Source organism: Bacillus sp. RB3 (genome assembly GCF_030164735.1).
Lineage (GTDB): Bacteria > Bacillota > Bacilli > Bacillales > Bacillaceae_G > Bacillus_A > Bacillus_A cereus.
The window spans coordinates 76,362-91,628 of record NZ_JASNGE010000005.1 but is presented as its reverse complement, the minus strand read 5'-3'; the positions used below and the strand labels follow the sequence as shown (position 1 = coordinate 91,628).

The window sequence follows — 15,267 nt, the reverse complement described above, 5'->3', positions numbered from 1 at the left end:
AAAGGAGAGATTTATTATGGTATTCGAAGGTCATTTAGTTGGTACAGGATTAAAAGTTGGAGTTGTTGTTGGACGTTTTAACGAATTTATTACAAGTAAGTTACTTGGCGGCGCTTTAGACGGATTAAAGCGTCACGGTGTAGAAGAAAGTGATATTGATGTTGCTTGGGTTCCTGGTGCATTTGAAATTCCTTTAATCGCTAAAAAGATGGCTAGTAGCGGAAAGTATGATGCTGTTATTACATTAGGTACTGTAATCCGAGGTGCTACAACTCACTACGATTACGTTTGTAATGAGGTAGCAAAAGGTGTTGCGTCTTTATCACTACAAATGGACATCCCAGTTATTTTCGGCGTATTAACGACAGAAACAATTGAACAAGCGATTGAACGCGCAGGTACGAAAGCTGGTAATAAAGGATATGAATCAGCTGTTGCTGCAATTGAAATGGCTCACTTATCAAAACAATGGGCATAAAAAAAGAGGCTGCGGCCTCTTTTTATTTTTTCACCTTTTTTTGTACATCTTTTATTAATTCATTCATCGTTTTTCCTTCTGTTTTTATATGAAGAGCTTGTGCTGTTCTCCATACATTCTCTCTTTTTTTCGCTTCTTCTATAATAGTAATTTCTTTTCTAACTTCCTTTAAATCTTTTCCTTCCGTTTTCAATCCAAAATGTTCAGCTTTCGTTCGAAAGTGTTGTTCGATTCTTTGTTGCATCTCTTTTTGTTCAGGATTTTCAGCAGCCTTAACTGGATCAGAACTTATTGCTTTTATTAAAATTAAACAAGTCATAATCGCTAATATGTATTTGTACATGTAAAATCCTCCAACCCAATATAAATTACATATTTACTATGTACAACTAGGGCTTGGAAAATTCGTCCACAAAAATTCTTTTTTTCGCTCAAAAACCAATAATATCAAGCGTTCACAACTATTTATTACATTTTATTTACAAAAAAGCAAACTCTTTTACAAGTTTGCTTTTTCATTTATCTTATAATGCACATTCTTCAATCTCAAATCCTAAATCTGCAATCATACCCCAGTCCGCAGTCGGCTCTTGTCCAGCTGTCGTTAAGTAGTCCCCGACAAAAATAGAATTTGCTGCAAATAAACCGATTGGCTGTACAGAGCGTAAATTGATTTCACGTCCTCCTGAAATACGAATTTCTTTTGTTGGGTTTACAAAACGCATCATTGCAAGTACTTTTAAACATTCTACTGGCGTTAACTCTTTTTGCCCTTCAAGAGGTGTCCCCTTTACAGCAACAAGGAAATTACAAGGGATAGAATCTGCATCTATACGTTGTAATTCAAATGCAATTTCAGCACGCTCTTCAATTGTTTCTCCCATGCCAAAAATCGCTCCAGAGCATGGTGAAATACCAGCTTGTTTTGCTTTTTGAACTGTATCAACACGATCATCATACGTATGAGTTGAACAAATACTATCGTAATTATTTGCATGTGTATTTAAGTTGTGGTTATAACGGTGCACGCCTGCTTCCGCTAAACGTCCTGCTTGATCTTCATTTAAGAAACCTAAACAACAACAAATCTTCAAGTCTGTCGTTTCACGAATTTCCTTAACTGCTCCAATTACGTGATTTACCTCTTTATCCGTCGGACGACGACCAGACGCTACAATACAATATGTACCTGCTTTACGGCGTATTGCTTCATGTGCCCCTTCTACAATCTTCTCCTGCGTTAACCATGCATATTTATCAATCGGTGCTTCTGAAATAATAGACTGTGAGCAATATCCACAATCTTCAGGACATAATCCAGATTTCGTATTAATAATCATATTCAATTTTACTTTCTTACCAAAGTGATGATGGCGAATAATGTAAGCTGCATTCATAATTTCTAAAACTTCTGTATCATCAGCTTCTAATATCGCTATTGCATCTTCTTTCGTAATCATTTTCTCTTCCACTACGTCGTATGCAAGTTTTTTCCAATCCCTTTTTGTTTGTACTTGTTTCATTTCATCTCTTCCCCTCTTTTGTTATATGTATAAATAAAGCATGATACGTTGCCATTATCCCTTCATTTCCCGTGAAGTCTCTTTCGTATATGCGTAGCATCGCACGAAAGAGTGAGGGACTTTGACAATATGATCCTTCATTGCTATTAGTTGCTCCTACTTTTCGAATAGAATGCAGAAACTCCTTAACTTCTGTAAAACTCTCTATGTAACATGTTTCAGAAACATGCACATCCCCTGTTTCTATCTTACATATATGAAGCAACTGATCTTTTGAATAAAAACGTTGACCAATCGATATTTCATTTTTTATATTTCTTTCTTCTTTCGCACGTTGGAACGAAGCATGCAATTCTTGAAATGTTTCATGTCCAAACGTTGAAAAGAGTAATATCCCATCTATAGACAAATGTTGAAATAAATTTCTTAACACTTGTTGAAAATTATTTAACCATTGAAATGTAGCATTTGAAATAATGACATCATATGATTCTTCTAATCGTAATTGCTCAATATCTTCACAGTGAAACGTTACATTTTTTACATTTTGTCTAGTTTGCGCAATCGCAATCATACTTTCAGCAAAATCAACTGCTGTAATATGTGCTTTCGGAAATAACTTTGATAATTGTTCTGTTACATACCCCGTCCCGCATCCCAGTTCTAAAATACGTATTGATGCCGTTTCACTATATCGTTCCTTTAAGATTGAAAGTAATGAATGTGCCATCTTTTTTTGTACATTTGCATATCGATCGTAAGATACGGCTGCCCCATTAAACCGTTTTTGTAGTAACGTTTTGTTGATCATGCCGTATCCCCTCTACAAATTGAATTATCTCATTTGCACAATATTCAAAATTCGTTACACATAATGCATGCCCTGCTTCACTTACTACTTTCAGCTCGCTGCTGCTATTCTCCGTCATACTACGTGCCGCAGACAATGGGCATATTACATCCTGTTCTCCGTGAATAAGTAGTATAGGTACTTTAATTTCTTTTAGTTCTTCTCTCATATCTGTTTCTATTAAATAATCCAAACCTAGTTGTAAAGACTGAATAGAATCACCTTTAAAACGGTCTACAATGTCTTCAAAGTTTTTATTCCCTTTTAGCTCATCTTTCGTAAACATATTTTCATAAAACCGCTTGAGCGTATCTTCTTTCCTTCTCGCCAAATTCCTTTTCAGCCGTTCTACATGCAAAGCATTCCATCCATTACTATAGTCGCTCGTATTTGTAAATTTAGCAGTCCCACCAATTAATACGATGCCTTTTGCCTGAATCTTTTTATAAGCTTCAACTGCTGCTAACGCTCCTAGTGACCATCCAACTAAAATTACGTTGTCGTTATGCGCTACATCTATAATTCGTTCCGCAAATTCACTTCGTTCTTTCACATTACGCCAATCTACGCATTGAACAGGATATCCTTTAAAATACGGAAGTACTAAATCCCAAATATTCTCTTCCATTCCCCATCCGGGGATAAAAATAATCTTTAGCTCGTTCATACGAAAATCTCCTCTTCTTTCGCAATGTGAATAATTCGGTCAATAGCCCATTTTAAATCAGCTATTGTATGTTGCGATGTAACTGCAAAGCGAATTCGAGAACTATGAACCGGCACAGTTGGCGGACGAATTGCAATGGCCGCAATCCCTGCCTCTTGCAACCTTTTACTAAATCGTAAAGCATGTTCATTTGAACCGACTACAATCGGTACAATATGAGTTGAACTATTCCCAATATCAAAACCAACATCCCTTAATTTAGTTCTGAAGTATTCTCCGTTTGCTATAAGGTTCTCTCTTCTTTCGTTATCTTCTTTTACAATTTCAATTGCTTTTTGCACTGCTCCTAACGTACTTGGTGGTAAAGCTGTAGTAAAAATAAAGCTTCTCATCATATTTTGTAAATACTCTATATAAATTTCATCACCTGTCAAATACGCACCATAACACCCTAAAGCCTTGCTAAACGTCCCCATATGTATATCAATTTTTTGAGCAAGATTTTTTTCTATATGAGATAACCCAGCTCCGCCGATTCCATATATTCCACTCGCATGTGCTTCATCGACTATAATGATTGCCCCGTATTTCTCTTTCAGCTGTACTAAATCTCTTAAATACGCAGTATCACCATCCATACTAAAAACGGTATCTGTTACGATTAATTTCCTTTTTTCAGGCGAAGCCATTTTCAACAGCTTCTCTAAATGATCCAAATCATTATGACGATACCTTTTATGCTCTGCCCCGCTTAATAGGATTCCATCAACAATACTTGCGTGATTTAACTTATCACTAAAAACAATATCGTGCCGAGAGGCCAAAGAAGATATGGCACCTATATTTGCCGTATACCCACTATTTACAATTAAAGCTCTTTCAGTACCTTTCCAGTCACATATGCTTCTCTCAACCTCTTCATATAATGGATGATTTCCTACAACGAGACGAGAGGCAGTCGCTCCAGTTCCATATCTTTTTGTACAGGCAATAGCAGCTTCTTTTAATCTTTCATCTCCAGCTAACCCTAAATAATTATTTGACGCTAAATTTAACATCCTTTTTTTATCTCGAATAAGCCAAGTCTCTTCTGCCTTCTCTGTTACATGCAAATCACGATACTGCCCTTGCTCATGTAATTGTTGTAATTTACATTGAAGGTGCGCCCGCCACGTTTGATTCATTTTGGATAAACTCCTCTAATTTTGAAATCATAATATGTTCTTTTGCAGATTCTAATACTTCTTCTTTCGTAAACTCACCTTCAAAGAATGGTAATAATCCTAAAACTGGTACCCCGCTCAGCTCTTCAATCATCTCTTTATTTTCTTGCACTCTTTCCATTTCACATTCTTTGCAACCTGATAAAATGACACCCGCTACGGTTAAGCCATGCGCCTTTGCGTAAGCAATCGTTAACACTGTATGATTTACTGTTCCTAATATAGGACGAGCTACTACAATAAGAGGCAACTGTAATTCTTTTGCAAAATCAATTACTAAAGCATCTTCTGTATATGGGACAGCAAGCCCACCTGCCCCTTCTACAAATAAGCTATTAAACTCTTTTAATAGTTCATTATAGTAATCAGTAATTTCTTTTAACTTTACTACTCTTCCAGCTCTTTTCATGGCAAGTCTCGGAGCAAGTGGTTCTTCAATAGAATAAGGGCAAATTTCATTTTCTTGTGTCGGCACACCTGATAATGCTTTTAACCTTGCCGCATCTCCCTCAGGGTTTGATGCAACATGCCCACTTTGCAACGGTTTATATACTCCGATGTTATATCCCAATTCTCTAAATACACCGGCTAATGCACCGGCAACGACAGTTTTCCCCGCTTCAGTATCTGTTGCTGTTATAAAAAAACCGCTCATTATTCTCCCTCCGTAACATCCGAGATTGCTTTATACAAAATACGTAACATATCATCAATCTCCTCAATTGTAGAAGCAAGAGGTGGCATAAATACAATCGTATTACCGAGCGGTCGCAAGATCATACCCAGCTCTCTTGCGCGTTTACATACTTGAACACCAACTCTTTCTGTCCAGTCAAACGCTTCTTTCGTTTCCTTATTCTTCACAAGCTCAATACCAACCATTAATCCGCACTGACGAATATCACCTACATGTTTATACGCAAAGAGCTTTTCTAATTGCGCTGCCACATAATCCGTTTTATGTGCCACTTCTTCTATTAAATTTGTTTTTTCATATAGCTCTAAATTCGCGATTGCTACGGCACACCCTAACGGATTGCCTGTGTAGCTATGTCCATGGAAAAATGTTTTTTGTTCTTCATATTCTCCTAAGAAGGCATTATATATTTCATCCGTCGTTACCGTAACTGCAATTGGTAAATATCCACCTGTTAAACCTTTCCCAGCAGTTAAAATGTCTGGCGTCACATTTTCATGTTCACACGCAAACATTTTCCCTGTACGCCCAAATCCAGTCGCTACCTCATCTGTAATAAATAATACATTGTACTTAGTACATAAATCGCGCAGTCCTTTTAAATATCCTTTTGGCATTGTAATCATCCCGCCAGCACCTTGCATTAATGGCTCCACAATGATGGCAGCTACTTCTTCATGCTTTTCTTTCAACAATTCTTCCATTTCTTCTAAATGGCTTTTTACAATTTCCTCCCTATTATTTCCATAAGGAGAACGATATGTATATGGATACGGCATTTTAATCGCATCAAATAAGAGCGAACTATACACTTGGTGAAACAAGTCTATTGCTCCTACCGAAACAGCTCCAATTGTATCACCGTGATATGCTTCTTTTAATGTAACGAATCTTTGTTTCTTTCGTTTCCCTTTATGCTGCCAATATTGGAAAGCCATCTTAATTGCAATTTCAACAGCGGTAGAACCTGAATCAGAATAGAATACCTTCTTCAATCCATCTGGTACAACCTCAATAATTTTTTCTGCTAATAAAATAGATGGAACGTTAGCAAGTCCTAACATAGTAGAATGAGCAATTTTATTTAATTGCTCACGAATTGCTTCATCTAATTCCGGTACTTGATGTCCGTGAACATTTAACCATATAGATGAAACACCATCCCAATATTCATTACCATTTACATCGTATAGCTTTCTTCCCTCTCCACGTTCAATAATGACAGGATCTTCTTCTAAATAATCTTTCATTTGTGTAAATGGGTGCCATACGTAAGCTTTATTTTTCTCTGCTAATTCTTCATATGTATAAGATGATTTTTCAATCGTTTTACTATTTATTGTCACAATTGTCACCCCTAATGTTAACTCGTTTATAAATATAGTTAACATTAAATCTGAATGACTGTCAATTATTTTAAAATCAAATAGTTCTTAAAAAAGAACAACTTATCATACGATAAGTTGTTCTACTTTCCATGCTGTATCTTTCCAATTTCCAAAATAATTTCTTCATCTTTTTTCCCCTCTGTATCAATTCCAAGTTGCTTAGCGTGCTCAATTAATAAATCATGATGCTTCTCAAACCTAGCGGTATTTACTTCTTTCGTAACCTCTTCTTTTGTTTTCCCCTCAGTAGAAACTCCTAGTTTCTCTGCTGCTTTTTCCATTGATTTCTTCTCTTCTATTTCTTTTACTTTCTTCACTTCTGACTGTTGTATTTGCTTTTGTTTCAACTGCTCTGATTCAGCCGCAAAAGCTGTGTAAATTCCAGCACTTCCTCCAATAACTAATAAAGTGGTAAAAAGAATTATTTTTTTCTTCACTCTTTCCTCCCCCTTTCAAATTCATTATAACGTACATTTTTACAGTGTTAAAAACAATTATCCTTTATTTCCCTAAAAAAACATTTAATATTTTTATTGACATGTAAGATGAAAATATGATAAAAATTTAACTAACATCATATGAATCGGCGTTGATAGGATTTAGTAGTATTTCGATTTCTGATTTCAGAGAGCTGGTGGTCGGTGCGAACCAGTACAGAGCGAATTATGAATTACCCCCTGGAGCTTCTTTTACGAAACGTGAGGAGTAGTGAAAGACGGTTATAGACCGTTATGTCTAAAGAGTGGTGAAACGACACTGTTTCACAATTTAGGGTGGTACCGCGAATTTTTCGTCCCTGCATATATTGCAGGGGCGTTTTTTATTTTATAAGCGCATATCATATGACCCTTTATTTTGTGATACATTCATTTCACAAGCTAGGGTGGTACCGCGATTTCTTCGTCCCTGCATAATTATATGCAGGGACGTTTTTTTATCCAATCATTTCCGCATCATATAGAAGAACTAACAATTACCGGTAATTTGTCACAAAATTCTAAATTTTAGAAGGAAATATACAATATTGGCGAATTTTATATAAAAAAGAGCTATTTCACATTACTTAGGAGGGGAAAACAATGGTTTCAAAAATTGAGTCTGTTCTTTTAACAATTTTTATCTTTTTCTGCATTGGCTTTAGTGTTATCAAATTAGAAGTTTCACCACACATCCCGATTTTATTTGGCATCGTTCTTTTATTAGCGTTTGGATTTATGAAAAAAATTGATTGGTCTACTATGGAAAAAGGAATGATAAGTAGTATTTCAGCTGGTATTCCATCTATATTTATTTTCTTACTTGTAGGCGTATTAATTAGCATTTGGATCGCAGCTGGAACTATTCCAACTTTAATGGTATACGGCTTCCAACTTGTATCTCCAAAAATTTTCGTTCCAACTGTTTTTGTTGTTTGTGCAATTGTTGGAACGAGTATCGGTAGTGCATTTACAACTGCTGCAACTGTAGGACTTGCCTTTATGGGAATGGGTACTGCCCTTGGATACGATCCAGCTCTTATTGCTGGGGCAATTATTTCTGGGGCATTCTTCGGAGATAAAATGTCTCCTTTATCTGATACAACAAACTTAGCGCCTGCTGTAACGGGTGTAGATTTATTTGAACATATTCGTAACATGCTTTGGACAACAGTGCCAGCTTTCATTATTGCTTTTATCGCATTTTTCATTTTAGGAAGCGGATCTGGTGGAAACGTTGATTTCTCAGCATTTATTAACACATTAGAAAAAAATGCAACGATTTCTATCGTTACACTGATTCCTATTTTATTACTGTTCCTATTCGCATTTAAAAAGGTACCCGCAGTTCCAACATTACTTGCAGGAATTGTGGTAGGGATTATTATTCTCTTTATTTTTAAACCTAGCACTTCTTTAGCTGATTTAATAAAAATTATGCAAGACGGTTACGTTTCTAAAACTGGTATCAAAGATATTGATAGCTTATTATCTCGCGGTGGCCTGCAAAGTATGATGATGTCAATTGCTCTTATTTTCCTAGCTCTTTGTATGGGAGGATTATTACAAGGAATGGGTATTATAGCGCAGCTGATGAATATTATCTCTAGCTTCGTAAAAACTAGTACACGCTTAATTATTTCTACTGCTTCAACTGCAATTGGTGTAAACTTCTTACTCGGTGAGCAGTACTTATCCATCGTTTTAACAGGACAAGCATTTGCTAATAAATACGATGAAGTCGGTTTAGAACGTCGTAATTTATCACGAGTATTAGAAGATGCTGGTACAGTAATTAATCCACTCGTACCATGGGGTGTAAGTGGCGTATTCTTAACAAACGTTCTTAGCGTTCCAACATTCGATTACCTGCCATACGCAATCTTCTGTTTAGCATGTCCAGTCGTAACCATTATCGTCGGCTTTACTGGATTCGGTCTTTCATGGAAAAAAGAAAAAGCAGTACCAGTTTCATAATATAACAAAAAGGATTACCAAATCGGTAATCCTTTTTATATTTCTCGACTATCTATTCGCTTTCTTTCTTCTAAATAACATAAGTAATCCCGCTCCAACAAACGCAAGACCCGCTCCAATTGTAGAAGCAATACTTGCACCTGTTTTCGGTAAATCACGTTCATCTTTTTCAGCTTCTTTATTTTCACTTACAGTTGTTGTTGTTTCTTTTGTATTTTGATCATCTGTTGTAGTTTGTCCAGATCCAGTATTGTTTCCATCTTGTTTTGGTTCATTACCATTATTACCTTCTTCTGTTGGTGGTGTTGGGTTTTCTCCATTACCTGTTGGCGGTGTTGTTGGATTTTCTCCCCCACCTGTTGGCGGTGTCGTTGGATTTCCTTCACCAGTTTCTTTATCATCATTTTTCTTCGTTATATCAATTGCATATTTAGCAAATTCATTTTCAGATGGTCCAACATATGATATGTTCCCATCTTTCTTTATATACTTTTGTGCATTTGGTGAAGAATCAAATGTTGTATTTAATTTATCTGCAACAATCGGTTTAAACGTCCAATTTTGATCAGCTGCTGGATCAATATTTTTTATTTTTTGCATATACTTCACAATGATTTGACGTGTTTCATCTTGTGATTGGTATACAACCTCCCCTTTACTTACACCTGGGAACGTTTGACTACTTCCACGATAGTTATTTGTAGCGACGATGAACTCTTGATCATCAGCTACTGGCTTACCTTCATATGTCATATTTACAATACGATTCGTATTTGCATTTACAACTTTTCCATCTTTATCGTATTTCGCCGGTTGTGTTACATCAATTTCGTATTTTAAGCCATCTAAAATATCGAAGTTATATGTAGGATAGCCTATATTTACTAATGGCTGTTCTTCTGTTTTCTTTGGATCAATTGTATTAAACTGACCTGCAGACATTTCAAGCCATTCTTTCACTTGTGCCCCATTTACTTTTACAGCATATAACGTATTTGGATACACGTATAAATCTGCAACGTTTTTAATTGCTAACGTTCCAGCTGGAATATCCGTATAATATGTAGCACCGTTTCGGCCACCTGCTTTAAATGGTGCGCCTGCAGATAAAACCGGAATATCTTTAATCTTTTCGTACTCTGGTTTTTTAAGTTCTTGTTCTACATACCATTTTTGCGCATTTGTCACAATTTGTACGGAAGGATCATCTTGTACTAATGAAAAATAACTATTAATTGGTGCTTTCGTTTCACCTACAGGTGTATTTACATAGTCGATTGTCGCTTGATGCTCATCTTTAATTTCATTAACTAATTTTTGATCAGATTCTACTAATGGGGTACCTTTACTATTAGCAATCGGGCGAAGTTGTGGCTTAGATTGATCTTTTTGTACTTCCCATTTTCCGTTTACCTTTTTCAATTGCATATCAATAATACCTAAGTTACTACCAAAAACACCAGGCATTACAACTGGAACACCATTAAATACATCCTTCACTTCAGTATGTGAATGTCCCATTAATACTGCATCTACGCCAGGAACTTGTGTTGCTAAATGATATGATGCATTTTCCATTCCTTCGTTGTATCCACTCTTATCAACACCTGAATGCGCTAGTGCAACGACAATATCTGCATGTTCCTCATTTTTCAGTTTCGGTACTAATTTATTCGCTGTTTTGACAATATCTTTCGTTTTTACTTTTCCTTCTAAATTTGCCTTATCCCAGTTCATAACTTGAGGTGGGACAAATCCTATTACACCAATTTTTACTATTTGTTTTTGGCCTGCTTCATCCACTACTTCTTTCTCTAAAATATGATATGGTTTAAAATAATTTTCATCGTTCGCTTCATTATTATCATGATCATCTTTATAAACATTCGAGTTAATAACCGGGAATTCCGTTTTACTAATTACTTTGTTTAAATAGTCTAAGCCGTAGTTAAATTCATGATTCCCAAGAGAGATGACGTCATACTTCATTAAATTCATTACACGATATAATGGATGTGTATAACTAGGATCCACACGATTCTTCGGATCTTTTATTTTATTTGCTACATAATCTCCAAGCGGTGTCCCTTGTAATGCATCTCCATCATCAAATAGGACAGAGTTTTTCGCTTCTTCACGTGCTTTATTAACGAGTGTTGCAGTTTGCACGAGACCTACTTTATTATCTGTTTTCGTTTGATAATAATCGTAATTCATTAAGTTAACGTGAATATCTGATGTTTCTAGAATTCGTAAGTTAACTGTACTCTCCCCAGTGTTCTCATCTGCATGAGCTGTTGTTGGCATTACTTGCGGTGCTATAACACCAATCGCAAGAGTTGCTCCAGCTAGCATTTTTTTTGACTTTTTCACAAAAAATCCCCCTTATACAATTACCAGAAATAATGAAATGAATCCCTATCTGTCTCTAACCACATACCTTTTTTCTTCTATTAGAGACACAATTTTCATTTCACCCTGCGCTAACGAGTAGTCCCCTTAAACGCCCGATTGATGAAGACTATTAATTAATAGGAAATAAAGCTCCCACTCATTAAAGTTTCACCTTATCTGACATTATCATATATAAAGTTCTTTCCTATCGTCAATATTTTTTGACAAACTTCAACAAATTTTCTGTAAAGTTATTATAAACTTTTCATAAACATATAATATGCCCTTACATTGCTAATACTGCTGAATATGATACAATTACCAATTACAAGGAGGATGAATTTATGAAAAAAGTCATCTTAACAATTGTTTGTCTCCTCCTTCTGATCATTTCTTATTCTTATTTTGAAAAGAACGACGAGACAAAACAAAATGAATCTGAAGAAAAAACAGAAAAAACATCTGCCCCAAATTGGATTGATAAGCAAACAAACGAATCTTTTTATCATCTTGTATTAGGTGATTCACTCGCTAAAGGATATGGATCGACACAAGGTGGATTTGCTGAATTAGCTTCTAAGCAAATAGAAGCACAAATTCATAAACCAATTACAGTAGAAAACCTTGGGGTAAACGGTCTTACAACAGATCGTCTCGCTAAAAAAGTTCAATCAGAAGATGTAAAGGAAAAAATTAGAGCAGCAAATATAATTACAATTAATATTGGAGGAAATAATTTATTTCGTTTAAATCGTGATGTTGGTGTTATAGATGGTATAAAAATGTTAAATAAAGAAAAAGCCCATTTTGAAGCGGATATAAAAAGTATTGTAAAGACAGTTCGAGATCAAAATCCGGACGCTTTACTCATTCTCTCAGAACTCTATAACCCGTTACAACTCGATGACTCCATCGCAAGTTATGCAGATATGTTTTTAGATGGCTGGAATGAATCTGTTTATTCCATTTCCAAAGCAAATCAACCATCTATCGTTTTACCAATTCGCAAATTAATATCGAATGATAAAAAAGAGTTATTATTTGACCAAGTACACCCAAATGATAACGGCTATGCAATTATTGCCAATACATTTACAAAGCAAGTGTTATCCTACAAATATTAAAGCGACCATGAAACAATTCTATTTTTATAACATGTCTTTTTTGTTACAATGATAGTGGAAGGGGGCCTTTATATGGAATCACGCGAGTGGGAACGTATTGTTGATCATCTTCTTTCGCTAGTGCCTCTTTTTTATCGCAAATTTATGCTTCCTGGAGAATTTTCTTCTCAAAGACATATGCCGCCATCACATACACAAGTATTACTGCTTTTGCATGAAAACGGCACATTAGCAGTTTCCGAAATCGGCAAGCGGCTAGCGATTTCACGGCCTAACATGACACCTCTATTAAACAAACTTATTCAAGAAGAACTAATAGAGCGTCATTATAGCGAAAAAGATCGACGGGTCATTTTAATTTCCCTAACAGCTGAAGGGAAATTATTAGTAAATCAGTATCAGCAATTCATTTTAGACAAACTAAAAGAAAATTTCCAAACATTATCTGAGGAAGAGCGCGAAAAGCTCATTCATTCTCTTCAAACCATTCAAAATTTAATTTTGAAAACAAACGTATAAAGCTGCTTCTAAATAGAAGCAGCTTTATGATTCGTAATAATTACCATAGTATACATTGGAATATGGCCATGTTGTTAAATATGGTTTTTTTTCCTGTGTAGGCTGTTGTGTTAGTAATTGTGGTATTTGTGATAATTGCTGTAATTGTTGTTGCCGATATAATTCGTATTGTCTACTCGTATCATAAACCGGATAATAATTTACATATGGATATACTTGAGGTACGTAATAATAATACATTATCCTCTCCTCCTTTTTCTTAAACATATTCAAAGGAGAAAATGAATGTGACATTGTTTATAATTGTACAAGTGGTTCTCTCACTCGTTTCTTCCTTTTCTTCAAACGTAACTTACGGTTCTTTTCGTATAAATAATGCACAACGAAATATGAAATGAGACCAAACACAACTCCTAAAATCGTCATTCCAATTAATACATACACTTCACTTTGTAATAAGCTCTTTAATATCGTAAAAATGTGACTTGAAAACAAGTCCGATATCGTAAATGGTTCATGATGAATTTTCTGTACATGAAATGGATAAATCATTTTTCCTAGCGCATACGCAAGCGGAAATAAAAATACTGGGAGAAACGATATTTTCCCAATAATATTGCCAATAACTGCCGCAGGAAAAGATCCCTTTGCTAACCTGACGATTGGATAAAATATTACATATACGAGCGATGCCGTATAAATGACTAACATTTCTAAGCCGAATCCTATAGCAAACCCTAACGATACTTTCTTTGCGCCTTCTGGCGATCGAAGCAACTTATAATATTGAAACTTTAATATTCTCCACATCCGCTGGAAAAACGAATATGTTTTCTTAGTTGTTTTCACCCTCATCATCTCTTTAACTATATTTTTATATGTAGTATGTCCTTACACACTCTGAAAAACAAATTTAGTTTTCTCTTTTATTATAAATGATATCGAAATGGTTAACCAAATATACATCCGACATTTTAATATAAAAAAACCTCCCTTTTAGGAAGGCTCTTCTACATTTTTAAATAAACTCACTAATAACGCTTTTTGAGCATGCAATCGATTACCAGCTTGCTCAAAGACGATAGACTGCGGTCCATCTATAATTTCTCCTGTTACTTCTTCTTCACGATGGGCAGGTAAACAGTGTAAGAAACGATATGTTTGCTTCGCATGCTTAACAAGTTCGTTATTGATTTGGTAAGGTTGAAATAAAGTATACTTCTCTTCTTCGCCCTCTTGCCCCATGCTCATCCAAACGTCAGTATAAATGAAATCTGCTTCATTCACCGCTAATTCAGGATCATGCAAAACTTCAATTTCAGCTCCTGTTTCCTTGGCAATTGCTAACGCTTTTTTTACAATCTCTTCATTCGGTTCATACCCTACAGGCGTTGCCACAGTCATATGCATTCCGACTTTTGCACTCGCTAGCAACAATGAATGACATACATTATTTCCGTCACCTACGTAAGCCAATTTTATTCCTTTAAATGTATTTGTTTCTTCGTATATCGTCATAAGGTCTGCCAATGCTTGACAAGGATGATGATCATCCGTTAAACCGTTAATAACAGGAATACTCGATTCTTTTGCAAGCTCTTCTACATCCGCGTGTGAGAATGTACGTATCATGATCCCGTCAATATACTGCGATAATACTTTCGCAGTATCTGAAACGCTTTCTCCTCTTCCCATTTGCATCTCTTTCCCACTTAAAAACATACCATGTCCCCCGAGCTGTACCATTCCTGCTTCAAAAGATACACGAGTACGAGTTGAATGCTTATCAAAAATAAGCCCTAATATTTTGCCTTGTAATAAAGGCTCTTGCTTATTCTTTTTTAAATATATAGCGAACTCAATTAAAGAAATAATTTCTTCTTTCGTTAATTCTTCTAGTGTTAAAAGATCTTTCGTATTTAATTTCGGTACTTGTACAGTTGACATGAAA

16 protein-coding genes and 1 other annotated feature are annotated in these 15,267 nt (G+C 35.5%); of the genes, 4 read left to right on the top strand and 12 right to left on the bottom strand.

The annotated features are described in order from the left end of the window. The first annotated feature begins 16 nt into the window (after positions 1 to 16). The gene (ribH, locus tag QO049_RS09465) at positions 17 to 478 is read left to right on the top strand and encodes a 6,7-dimethyl-8-ribityllumazine synthase (protein ID WP_000230899.1); all 462 of its coding nucleotides are present in this window, start codon (positions 17 to 19) and stop codon (positions 476 to 478) included. 22 nt (positions 479 to 500) lie between these two features. Here the strand turns inward: ribH and QO049_RS09460 are convergent, their stop codons facing one another. From QO049_RS09460 to QO049_RS09425, 8 genes are all read right to left on the bottom strand, one after another. Next, a complete protein-coding gene (locus QO049_RS09460) occupies positions 501 to 821 on the bottom strand; it encodes a hypothetical protein (RefSeq protein WP_000280032.1) in 321 nt (106 codons plus the stop codon). A 181-nt stretch (positions 822 to 1,002) separates the two neighbouring features. After that, positions 1,003 to 2,001, bottom strand: coding sequence for a biotin synthase (bioB, locus tag QO049_RS09455; protein ID WP_000815856.1), 999 nt, complete (start codon positions 1,999 to 2,001; stop codon positions 1,003 to 1,005). A 1-nt stretch (position 2,002) separates the two neighbouring features. Beyond that, positions 2,003 to 2,812 (bottom strand): malonyl-ACP O-methyltransferase BioC, encoded by an 810-nt coding sequence (bioC, locus tag QO049_RS09450; RefSeq protein WP_084063989.1) that lies wholly within the window; start codon positions 2,810 to 2,812, stop codon positions 2,003 to 2,005. Beyond that, positions 2,778 to 3,518, bottom strand: coding sequence for an alpha/beta fold hydrolase (locus QO049_RS09445; RefSeq protein WP_070179486.1), 741 nt, complete (start codon positions 3,516 to 3,518; stop codon positions 2,778 to 2,780). The genes bioC and QO049_RS09445 overlap by 35 nt, the downstream gene beginning before the upstream one ends. Next, entirely contained in the window at positions 3,515 to 4,702 is a 1,188-nt protein-coding gene (bioF, locus tag QO049_RS09440) for an 8-amino-7-oxononanoate synthase (RefSeq protein WP_070179487.1), read from the bottom strand. The genes QO049_RS09445 and bioF overlap by 4 nt, the downstream gene beginning before the upstream one ends. Then, a complete protein-coding gene (bioD, locus tag QO049_RS09435) occupies positions 4,668 to 5,396 on the bottom strand; it encodes a dethiobiotin synthase (RefSeq protein WP_246961142.1) in 729 nt (242 codons plus the stop codon). Before bioD ends, bioF begins: the two co-directional genes overlap by 35 nt. Next, positions 5,396 to 6,829 (bottom strand): adenosylmethionine--8-amino-7-oxononanoate transaminase, encoded by a 1,434-nt coding sequence (bioA, locus tag QO049_RS09430; protein ID WP_246961145.1) that lies wholly within the window; start codon positions 6,827 to 6,829, stop codon positions 5,396 to 5,398. The genes bioD and bioA overlap by 1 nt, the downstream gene beginning before the upstream one ends. A 77-nt stretch (positions 6,830 to 6,906) precedes the next feature. Continuing rightward, complete coding sequence (locus QO049_RS09425) at positions 6,907 to 7,263, bottom strand: hypothetical protein (protein WP_246961148.1); 357 nt, start codon at positions 7,261 to 7,263, stop codon at positions 6,907 to 6,909. Positions 7,264 to 7,406: 143 nt separating this feature from the next. Next, positions 7,407 to 7,627: a binding site (T-box leader), on the top strand. A 278-nt stretch (positions 7,628 to 7,905) separates the two neighbouring features. Here QO049_RS09425 and nhaC point away from each other — a divergent pair. After that, positions 7,906 to 9,279 (top strand): Na+/H+ antiporter NhaC, encoded by a 1,374-nt coding sequence (gene nhaC, locus QO049_RS09420; RefSeq protein WP_000253716.1) that lies wholly within the window; start codon positions 7,906 to 7,908, stop codon positions 9,277 to 9,279. Positions 9,280 to 9,327: 48 nt separating this feature from the next. Here nhaC and cpdB read toward each other — a convergent pair whose 3' ends face one another. After that, complete coding sequence (gene cpdB / locus QO049_RS09415; RefSeq protein WP_284489259.1) at positions 9,328 to 11,652, bottom strand: bifunctional 2',3'-cyclic-nucleotide 2'-phosphodiesterase/3'-nucleotidase; 2,325 nt, start codon at positions 11,650 to 11,652, stop codon at positions 9,328 to 9,330. 365 nt (positions 11,653 to 12,017) lie between these two features. Here cpdB and QO049_RS09410 point away from each other — a divergent pair, with 365 nt between their 5' ends. Continuing rightward, the gene (locus tag QO049_RS09410; protein ID WP_000755850.1) at positions 12,018 to 12,797 is read left to right on the top strand and encodes a GDSL-type esterase/lipase family protein; all 780 of its coding nucleotides are present in this window, start codon (positions 12,018 to 12,020) and stop codon (positions 12,795 to 12,797) included. 72 nt (positions 12,798 to 12,869) lie between these two features. Continuing rightward, positions 12,870 to 13,316 (top strand): MarR family winged helix-turn-helix transcriptional regulator, encoded by a 447-nt coding sequence (locus tag QO049_RS09405; protein WP_000445819.1) that lies wholly within the window; start codon positions 12,870 to 12,872, stop codon positions 13,314 to 13,316. A gap of 24 nt (positions 13,317 to 13,340) precedes the next feature. Here QO049_RS09405 and QO049_RS09400 read toward each other — a convergent pair whose 3' ends face one another. The 3 genes from QO049_RS09400 to argF all read right to left on the bottom strand — a co-directional run bounded on the left by QO049_RS09400 (position 13,341) and on the right by argF (position 15,263). Then, positions 13,341 to 13,556, bottom strand: coding sequence for a hypothetical protein (locus QO049_RS09400; RefSeq protein WP_246961153.1), 216 nt, complete (start codon positions 13,554 to 13,556; stop codon positions 13,341 to 13,343). A gap of 57 nt (positions 13,557 to 13,613) precedes the next feature. Further along, on the bottom strand, positions 13,614 to 14,174 hold the full coding sequence (locus QO049_RS09395; RefSeq protein ID WP_002005691.1) for a DUF2062 domain-containing protein: 561 nt from the start codon (positions 14,172 to 14,174) through the stop codon (positions 13,614 to 13,616). Positions 14,175 to 14,312: 138 nt separating this feature from the next. Next, positions 14,313 to 15,263, bottom strand: a complete 951-nt coding sequence (gene argF / locus QO049_RS09390) for an ornithine carbamoyltransferase (protein WP_000108852.1) — start codon at positions 15,261 to 15,263, stop codon at positions 14,313 to 14,315. Positions 15,264 to 15,267: the final 4 nt, after the last annotated feature.

Excerpts from the sequence above, each read along its gene's own strand:
- ribH (WP_000230899.1), top strand. The coding sequence starts at position 17 with ATGGTATTCGAAGGTCATTTAGTTGGTACAGGATTAAAAGTTGGAGTT.
- QO049_RS09460 (WP_000280032.1), bottom strand. The coding sequence starts at position 821 with ATGTACAAATACATATTAGCGATTATGACTTGTTTAATTTTAATAAAA.
- bioB (WP_000815856.1), bottom strand. The coding sequence starts at position 2,001 with ATGAAACAAGTACAAACAAAAAGGGATTGGAAAAAACTTGCATACGAC.
- bioC (WP_084063989.1), bottom strand. The coding sequence starts at position 2,812 with ATGATCAACAAAACGTTACTACAAAAACGGTTTAATGGGGCAGCCGTA.
- QO049_RS09445 (WP_070179486.1), bottom strand. The coding sequence starts at position 3,518 with ATGAACGAGCTAAAGATTATTTTTATCCCCGGATGGGGAATGGAAGAG.
- bioF (WP_070179487.1), bottom strand. The coding sequence starts at position 4,702 with ATGAATCAAACGTGGCGGGCGCACCTTCAATGTAAATTACAACAATTA.
- bioD (WP_246961142.1), bottom strand. The coding sequence starts at position 5,396 with ATGAGCGGTTTTTTTATAACAGCAACAGATACTGAAGCGGGGAAAACT.
- bioA (WP_246961145.1), bottom strand. The coding sequence starts at position 6,829 with ATGTTAACTATATTTATAAACGAGTTAACATTAGGGGTGACAATTGTG.
- nhaC (WP_000253716.1), top strand. The coding sequence starts at position 7,906 with ATGGTTTCAAAAATTGAGTCTGTTCTTTTAACAATTTTTATCTTTTTC.
- QO049_RS09410 (WP_000755850.1), top strand. The coding sequence starts at position 12,018 with ATGAAAAAAGTCATCTTAACAATTGTTTGTCTCCTCCTTCTGATCATT.
- QO049_RS09405 (WP_000445819.1), top strand. The coding sequence starts at position 12,870 with ATGGAATCACGCGAGTGGGAACGTATTGTTGATCATCTTCTTTCGCTA.
- QO049_RS09400 (WP_246961153.1), bottom strand. The coding sequence starts at position 13,556 with ATGTATTATTATTACGTACCTCAAGTATATCCATATGTAAATTATTAT.
- QO049_RS09395 (WP_002005691.1), bottom strand. The coding sequence starts at position 14,174 with ATGATGAGGGTGAAAACAACTAAGAAAACATATTCGTTTTTCCAGCGG.
- argF (WP_000108852.1), bottom strand. The coding sequence starts at position 15,263 with ATGTCAACTGTACAAGTACCGAAATTAAATACGAAAGATCTTTTAACA.